General features: G+C 57.6%; 8 protein-coding genes and 1 pseudogene. 2 read left to right on the forward strand and 7 right to left on the reverse strand.

The genetic code is table 11. From position 1 onward, the window contains the following. Positions 1–244: pseudogene (locus tag N554_RS0129650) on the reverse strand (IS110 family transposase); the annotation flags it as partial. A 128-nt stretch (positions 245–372) separates the two neighbouring features. Here N554_RS0129650 and N554_RS36685 point away from each other — a divergent pair. Next, positions 373–882 carry a phage terminase small subunit P27 family gene (locus N554_RS36685; RefSeq protein WP_081851482.1) on the forward strand — a complete coding sequence of 170 codons (510 nt, stop codon included), beginning with the start codon at positions 373–375 and terminating at the stop codon, positions 880–882. 90 nt (positions 883–972) lie between these two features. Here N554_RS36685 and N554_RS0129655 read toward each other — a convergent pair whose 3' ends face one another. The 3 genes from N554_RS0129655 to N554_RS0129665 all read right to left on the reverse strand — a co-directional run bounded on the left by N554_RS0129655 (position 973) and on the right by N554_RS0129665 (position 3,041). Next, complete coding sequence (locus N554_RS0129655) at positions 973–1,461, reverse strand: hypothetical protein (protein ID WP_197033799.1); 489 nt, start codon at positions 1,459–1,461, stop codon at positions 973–975. Between the two features lie 60 nt (positions 1,462–1,521). Then, a complete protein-coding gene (locus N554_RS0129660; protein WP_029586769.1) occupies positions 1,522–1,734 on the reverse strand; it encodes a PRC-barrel domain-containing protein in 213 nt (70 codons plus the stop codon). Positions 1,735–2,642: 908 nt separating this feature from the next. After that, positions 2,643–3,041: a RidA family protein gene (locus N554_RS0129665; RefSeq protein WP_029586770.1), complete on the reverse strand. Its 399-nt coding sequence runs from the start codon at positions 3,039–3,041 to the stop codon at positions 2,643–2,645. 419 nt (positions 3,042–3,460) lie between these two features. Between N554_RS0129665 and N554_RS0129670 the strand changes: the two genes are divergently transcribed. Next, positions 3,461–3,736, forward strand: coding sequence for a hypothetical protein (locus N554_RS0129670; protein WP_029586771.1), 276 nt, complete (start codon positions 3,461–3,463; stop codon positions 3,734–3,736). Between the two features lie 493 nt (positions 3,737–4,229). On the opposite strand, the gene N554_RS0129675 is transcribed toward N554_RS0129670, so the two are convergent. From N554_RS0129675 to N554_RS0129685, 3 genes are all read right to left on the reverse strand, one after another. Continuing rightward, positions 4,230–6,179 carry a right-handed parallel beta-helix repeat-containing protein gene (locus N554_RS0129675; protein ID WP_051677785.1) on the reverse strand — a complete coding sequence of 650 codons (1,950 nt, stop codon included), beginning with the start codon at positions 6,177–6,179 and terminating at the stop codon, positions 4,230–4,232. 240 nt (positions 6,180–6,419) lie between these two features. Next, positions 6,420–7,262, reverse strand: a complete 843-nt coding sequence (locus N554_RS0129680; protein ID WP_081851481.1) for a Hint domain-containing protein — start codon at positions 7,260–7,262, stop codon at positions 6,420–6,422. A gap of 521 nt (positions 7,263–7,783) precedes the next feature. Beyond that, positions 7,784–8,279 (reverse strand): cysteine hydrolase family protein (locus N554_RS0129685; protein ID WP_036054563.1); only part of this gene is annotated, 496 nt, incomplete at its 5' end.

Below are 8,279 nucleotides of genomic sequence, written 5' to 3' on the forward strand. Positions count from 1 at the left end.
GCTTCACGTAAGCCGGCGGCATTAATCGCACCGAGTGGCCGAGTGCCTGAAGTTCGCGGGACCAATAGTGAGACGAGGCACAGGCCTCAATGCCAATCAGGCAGGGTGGCAGCTTCTCAAAGAACGCCAGGACCTGGCGACGCTTCAACTGGCGGCGGATGACCACCTGACCGGCGGTATCCACTCCGTGGACCTGAAAGACCGACTTGGCGATGTCGAGACCGATTGTCGTGACCGTCAGCATGGATAGCTCCTCCGAATCGTGGGAGCCTCAACAGCGCCCACATCCATGGCACTCAAGTGCCGGTGGAGGAGCCGTCCACAGCATCAACATCGCAGGGCCCAACTCAACCAGGTGGAGGCGCTTTGATCATGCGCGGTCGCAAGCCGAAGCCAACCCATCTTAAGCTTCTGGACGGAAATCCCGGGAGGCGTCGTCCCAATTCCAGCGAACCAGAGCCTGCGCGAAGAGCACCAACGTGTCCCTCCCATCTTTGTCCGCCGGCAAAAGCTGAATGGAAACGGTTAGCGGCGCAGCTGATCGTCCTACGCATCCTCACCGAACTCGACCGCGCAGCGCTTGCGGCCTATTGCCAGGCGTATGGGCGCTGGGTGGAGGCCGAGCGCAAGCTGCACGAAACTCCCATGCTGCTAAAGCTCCCCTCCGGGTATGTGCAGCAAAACCCTTGGCTCACAATCGCAAACAAACAGCTTGAGCTGATGCATAAATATCTGAGTGAATTTGGGCTCTCTCCTGTCTCCCGATCTCGCGTGTCGCTCGCCGGCCACGGAGCCAAGCCCTGGACGGGCGGAAAATTCGCTGGCTTGCTAGGCGCTCAGAAACCGTGGTCGCCCGCTGACGAATATCTGAGCCGACGCTAGGGATGGGTGCAGAAAAAGTCTCCGCGCGTCACTATCACTGCCGCACTAACAGTATCGACCCGGAGCGGAATTCGCGCTGCTCGCAAAATCCTACCGCCTGGCCGTTGCAACTGTCGGCGCCGCTTGCCTAAGCCCGATCAGCGCCACCACAACTCCTACCACGTAAATGATGGTACCGAGGTAAATCGGACCGAGGTGGCTCACCCAATTATAGTTGAAGTGTCTCATCCAATGCATTGGTAATGCCACGGCCAACCCCAAGACCGGCGAGATCACGGCCGTTATCCACGCCCACCACAAGCCGTCGCGGACACCGTACCAGGCCAGGCCCCCGGCCGCGATTGCGGTGGCCGCGATGAACCCTGCCGTGGCTAGGTGAAGGTGCGTGATGTAACCCGTGATCGCCGGGTTGATTCCGTTCAATTGTTGCGTCGTAACGCCGTTCAGCGTCGCGACACCGATCTCAAACCCGCTGCTCGAGAAGGCCCGGAAGAAGAATACGACTGCGTAAGCGAGGAAGATCAGGGCACCCAAAACCATCAGCGCTGATCCTCTCTGCAAGGATTGCTGTCTGGACATTGTTCCCTCCGTCGTGATGTTGACCGACATTCCCTAGATGATCAGGGATCGGTATGAAAGCTAGCAGCTCTCCACGAACTTAATTGTTGAGACCGGCCATCTCCCATCATGACCTTTGATCGAAATCCGAAGTCCGTGCAATTCATCCAGCCAAACGTTCTGGACCGTGCCTGCCTTTCCGTCGGTAAGCACGACGGCTTTGCCGATTAATTCGGATTGCGCCGCGCCGTACTCATTCAAAATTTTTGACGCACGGCGCTTCACCGATGGCATTGCTCGTCCATCTTCGGCCGAGCCGTCTATGCTGTCCAAAGCGGCTCAACGGCGACGCTTGTCCCAACGCTCAGCCGCTGGAACGATTGATGGTGACTGCACTTCCAATTCGCCGAGCCGGTCGATTTGCGTTCTAAGGCTCCCCGGGAGTTCCGGCTCTTCTTTCAGAACCGCGCGCAGTCTCCCCCCGATCTCTTGAACGATTGCTCGGCTGTGTTTGGGGTCTATGTCAATGCGGTTGCGCATAACGAAGCCTCGTTCGGGTAAGAAAGCGCCAGCAATGGCGTCCACCCCCTCCCGCAGCTCTCCCGCTTGCGAGCACGGCTGGCAATTCTGAACGGAACCGGAGACCGCCGCTTTTGGCTATCTGCGCGAGCGCTTGTTTTTGAGAACAGCGGGCCCTGCAGTAGGAACCTTTGGCTATCCGCGACATGCGCCATGTAGTTAACGGCGAGCGACGGTCTCGTGATTCCAAAGTCTTGACCGGAGCTTTCGTTCCCTGACTTCTGATCGTGACGCCGTCGGACGGAAACAATTGGAGCGCCGAGCCGGCGCATTGAGGAACTTGCCGCGCGGAATATCGGGTCATTTACACCGCAACGTCGCATCCGGTAGTTCCGATATTGGCAGATTTTGTTGCAAAACTCCCAAAATGCCGTTCGATCAATTTCCCGCAAACGGACCAAACGAGCCGCAATCGCCGATCGAAGTAGCCTGCAGGTCATTACCGAAGTCGCCCGTGAGTTCGTCGCTAGATAATGCAGTCCCCCAAATTATTGTTCGATCGCCGCGTGTACGGCCCGGAAAATTTGTGTTCAGTGACGCAAAAAGACTTTTGCAACAGTATCGGAGGGAAAGCAGACATGGGGTGGACCGCCCATTTCGGGAGCGATTGACCCAATGGAATTTTAACTCTTACCTAGATAGGCGACGGTTTCTATCTCCACTAACACTTCCGGCTTTGCAAGGGACCGCACTTCCACAAGCGTGGAAGCTGGAAAATCTCCGGTGAAGAACTCGCTGCGCGCTCGCCAGACCTCGGTATTGTTCTTGATATCGACTACGTAGATGGTCATCTTGACCAAGTTGTCCATCGTTCCGCCGGCCGCTTTGATGATGCGATCAATGCGTGAAAATATTTGCCTGGTCTGTTCGTACTCATCCTTCCCGACTATCCCGGTGCCCCCTTCAAATGGACGTGCTACCTGGCCGGAGATGAACAGCATGTCGCCTGCGCGTATGGCGTTTGACCATAGACCGGGGGTGACCTCAGCTACATCAGGGACGGACACCTTTGTCCTGGGCATGGCATTCTCCTTGTGAAGTTAATATCTGGTACGCTTCGCTATTCGTTTATCATCCAAACTGGCACTTCTCGGACATGACACGATGTCCGAGTTGAGTCCGTAATGCGCGTCAAAGCGGACGTCGGCCCGCCTCTTTCGCCGAAAGTTCTGGTTCCCCGGTCTATTCCCATTCGTTCCACTGACCTGGACGAGTTGCGGAGCATCGACCTAGATCATCCGGATTCGCAAAAGGCCATCGATGAGATCAAAGTCATCTTCAAAGATGCTAGGCAACTCTTGACGGCGTTAGTGTCGGCCCGTGTTTGTCGGCCATCTGGCAGACGTTGGCAATCTCGGCGCGCACCTCGAATACGACCCGCTCGATGCTGCGCCGGATCGCAAGACACCACGCGCGCACACCGCGCCGCTAGGCTCGACAAATGCGTCAGCACCACACCGCAGATGCCGTCGATCAGTTCGTTGACATCCTCTCTGCGCACCAGTTCGCGCTTCTTCTCCATCAGGTGCAGTTGCAGCATCTCCGTCTTGAGCTTGACGTGATCAGCGTCGGCTTCCGCGCGTGGCGATTGCCGCCGCTCGCGCCGCAAGTATCGGAGGTAGGCAACTCGGCTCTGATCGAGCGGGAAGCCGTCACCTTGCCGTTGGATCACCCCTTCGGCTTCAAGCTCCGCGATGTATGTTCTGCTGCAGTTTAGGTGCAGCGCTAATGCCGACGCACTGACCGCGGGCTTTCTGGATCGCGATCGAGGGACAGGCCTGGCGACTGACGGGCGATCAATGGTGACTGTCTCAGTCATCGTGTTCGTTCCTGTTGCGTCGCGGTAGGATACTCCGATTGCAGCGTCAGCGTCAGCCGGGGCAAAAATAGAGGCTGCACGCAGATTCAATGGGTTGCGCTGGCTACCCCCTAATGACGCACATTGGAAGCAAAGGCTTTTCTGGCGAAGTGGCTAACCCCCCGCCCACTCCTCCTCGGCCTCGCGCTTCACCGCCCGGCGGGGTAAAATTGGGACACTTCACCGGACCTGATCCTGACCCACTGGCGCCATGACGCCCATCAGAATCACCGCGAAGTCTCCAGACTGCACCACCCAGCCTGCGGAGCTCTCCGCGAGTGGGCAGGGATGACAAAAAACCCGCCCGGCGCGTGCCGGGCGGGTCCAGTGATTGCGTGCTCGATGGCTTTGATCAGAGCAGGAAGTCGACGGCGCTGAGCGTGACCTTGCCGTTCACCAGGATCTCGAAATCGGCCGCCGCGTCGCCGTTGACATTCGCTTCGACGATGATGTTGGTGTCGTCGAAGTAGGTGCGCAGCTCGCCGGCCTGGTTGGAGAAGCTGTTGGATCCGATCCACTTGAAGGCCTGGTCGCCGCTGAGGCCTGCATGGGCATCGATCTGGGAAAGATCGATGACATCGCCAGACTGGAAGTCCTGGATAAGGTCGGGAGCGCCGATCTTCGAGTGGGAGATGGACGAGAACACAAAGCGGTCATCGCCGGCACCGCCCGACAGAGTGTCCCGGCCCGCTCCGCCGATGATGAGATCGGCTCCATCATTCCCCGAGAGCTTGTCGTTACCACGGAGGCCCGTAATGGAATCGTCGCCGCTCGTGCCGGTAATCACGTCAGAACCGTTTGTGCCGGTAATCTCATTGAGCGTCGGGGTTGATGGTGGGCTTGTGTCTGCGGTGGGTGGTGGGGCAGGGTCCGCAGGTGGCGATGGGGCGGCGTCCGCTGGCGAAGCGGTCAGCCAGCCACTCGTGTCGGGATAGGATTGTGAGATTGAGCCGGTTTCGTGAGCGGCGCCTTTGAATTGGGTGAAGGTTTTAGAGCCACCCCACTGGAACCTGTCTCCCCCATCAGACATGAAGTATTGATTGTTGCTCCAGATGTTTCCCCCACTAAGCATGCCGGATTGGTTGTAATCGGCCACGCCACCGATGTAACCCTCGCCGTCGTGATCGACGATGATGTTGTCATGGATTTGATTGCCGGTGGTCATGTAAGTACCGAACGTGCCAGAACCTCTGTTCTGCTGAATCATGACGATACCGTTACCGCCTCCGGTCACCTCGACCCGGTTGCCGTAGACCTCCACATTCTCGGAGTTTTGGATTTGGATTTCATTTCCCCACCACCAACTGCGCGGATCATCGGCCCCATTTCCGATGAGAGTGTTGTTGCGGATGATAGCGTCGTAACTGATCTCGTGGCTGATACCGCCCATGCCGTTATGCATGACAAGATTGTCCTCGTAGAGCGTGTGGATGTTGTCGATGTCGGTCCACATGCCTGTCCCGTTATTGTCGTGTGAGTAGTTGCCGCGCACGACCAGGTTATCCGTGTTGGCGAATTTGAATCCGCCACCCTCCCAAAGCACATCGATGCCGGACCAGTCGCCGTTCTTTGCAATCTCGTTGCCTTGAACGAGGATGTTGTCACCGAACCCGCCTAGGCCCATCTGGCCGTTGTCATGCACGTAATTGCCGATGAGCTTGCTATCGTCCACCCCGATGATACCGACGGCGTAATTCAGGCGGACTTCATTGTTCTGAATCGTCCAACCCCGGCCTCCCTGGATTGCGCCGTCCTGGATCTGAGGGTCATACTTCTCGAAGACGAGGTTTTGCACGGTCACATTCGTGGCGCTGCCATGGAAAGCGTCGGTCAATTTGCCAGCTTCAATCGTGTGACCCGTTGGGTTGTCGGCGATATAGATCTTGTCGGCGGCATAGTCGAAATAGAAGGTGCCAGGAACGACCTTGGAGAGAGCATCGACCGGCTTTAGCGGGGTATTGTCGAGGAACACGGTCTCCGGATAGCCGGGCCTCTGAGTGCCCGGTTCAAACTCTGCATTCGGGTGGACGCGGCCCTGCTGCGTCTGGCCGCCAATGACCCAGAGATTGCCGCTCTGGGTCCAGTTGGACAGCACAGCCGAGCCGTTGAGGATTGCTCCTTCAGCACCGATAAAGGCCTGACCATCTTTCGGCGCTAAGGAAACGCCGCGATAGGCACCAGGCTCAAAATAGAATGTGGTCCCAGTAGGAGCTGCGCTCACGAGAGCCGAGATATTGTCGCCAGGATGAAGGATGATCGCCCCGGTGGGCGCCGATGTAGCCTTTGGCCCATAAGTTCCCATTGTAAACTCCTGCCGAATTCTCGTTGTTGTCGAAAGCTTTTTACGGGCCTGTGCTCTGATGAATACTGTAGTTTCTTGCACGTCCCGGGCAAGCGTAGCAGTCTAGGGATCGAATCTTTGCGCGGTATCGCAGCCCTTGCTGTGGTGACCTGATGCCGTGCCGGCAGCCGATTTCCGCCTGCACGCACCCGCCGGCAGATGCTGACGGGCGGTTTCGTTGCACCACTCGCGCTGTGCTAATTATGCGGCGAGTTCCTCGGCACGCGCTGCGAACTGCTCATAGGCCTCTTGAAGAGGATCACGCACGTTGATGAAGTACGACGCTCCGAGCCCGAGCAAAGCGTGCAAGTGCGCTCGCCCTGTACTCAGGTTCGGCGCGACCAATGGAATTGCCGAACAAGGATCATCCGGGTAGAGGCGCTTGTACTCGAAAAAGTTTGTGAACAGGTCAAGATTTCCCCCACCGAAGGTCTCGACGGGAGCCCCCTCGGCCCAGATCACTTCCTGTGTGTTGAGGACAATCTGGAAATATTCGATGGTTTCCATGTCCGGCGGCGCAGCCGGCGCGATGGACGCCCCGTTTACGAGATCCCTCACCTCCATGAGGAAGCCGTCGATAAAAAGGGCATGCCCCGGCGAGAGATAAAGGTCGGTGTGAGGCGTGTGATCGTCAATGGCGAAGCGCGAGACGCGGATCGGCACGACGCTCTTGGGCCAAGAAGCGCCACTCCGTCTAAAGGTGTTCCGCCCGATCCATTTTATGGGCAAATCCTCGCCGCGCATTGTCTTGACGAGATCGCCGATTCTAAGGTCCTCAATCTGTGCCTCGCCACGCGAAGTCAGGACGCGCGTGCCTTTGAGGAAGCAGTGACCACCGCCACCGTGACCGCCACCTCCACCGGGTTTGGCTTTCGAGCTCGACGGCAAGCCCATGGATGCGAGAGCTGCGATACCAACCACTTTGCCGGAAAACGCGGCGGACACACGCAGGAAGTGACGGCGTGCGGGGCTAAACGGGTGTTGGGTATTGGAAGCAGACACGGCAGCCTCCTGCGGCGTTACACTACGGCGTTTTAGCGTCATCCAAGCCGGCTGTTGCGTCAATTAGGTTGACGCGAGTTCCCTTTGTTCTTGCGAGCTACCTCTTCAGAGGGCGTGCCGGAGCAAATGCGATGCTCGGGCCCCGTTACCTCGCCGGGTCCCGCCTTCTTCCGTCTGCTCACCTAGGACGAGTTCGCGGCTCGTGTTTAAGCCTCAAGGTAACTCATCGTTAATTTTATTGGCGCGGCTGGATGGCTTCAAAACGTACAAGAAGCGCTGATGGCATTAGCAACTCTGATAAGCCCGGGTTCGATTTTCGATACTTGTGGAACCGTTCGCAACCTCCGCTGTTTTGCGGTGAAAGCGCATGCGGAGGCCCATCATGCAAAGGCGACCTCGACGTAAGCATCCTATTCCCTTGGTGGCCGGGAGGAGTGAGCAATTAGTTACCGCTCTCGAACCGAGCCATCGCCGCCTACCAACATCTTAAGCACCAGCGTCAGGCCGCCTGAGAGGCCTTTAACGGCCAACCGCAACGCGGCTGTGGTCGCTCCCCAGGTTTGCTATCCTCGCCAAATTTCCAGCAATTCATTCGCCTGGGTAAGCTCCACTTGTAGGTCAAAGCGCTGCGCATATAGCCCCAGGACAGCGTCGTGGGTTTGGTCAGCTGAACTGCACAATCCGTCCTTTACGACGATGATGCGGTAACCTAGATCGACGGCCGCCAGGATGGTTGAGAGCACACAGAGGTCCGTTTCAGCACCTGTGACTATCAAGGTGTTGACCCCCGTTTTCTGCAGCTCATTGTGGAGCACGCCAGTAGCAAACGCAGAGTAGACCGGCTTATTGATGATCTTTGCCGGCGGCACATACTTTTGAAGCGCCGGCATCAGGTCGATCAATTCACGGTCGAGATTAGCCCGGGTTACTTCCTTCCATTTGTCGTAATATGCGCGCCACATGCCGTGGGCGTAATCGGCGGTGGAAGGTGGAATGAACCGGGTAAAGATCGTCTTCGCCGGAACTCTTTCGACGATGCTGACAATCGTTGGCAGAACC

The sequence above is a fragment of the Bradyrhizobium sp. URHD0069 genome (genome assembly GCF_000701345.1).
In the GTDB taxonomy this organism is placed as follows: domain Bacteria; phylum Pseudomonadota; class Alphaproteobacteria; order Rhizobiales; family Xanthobacteraceae; genus Bradyrhizobium.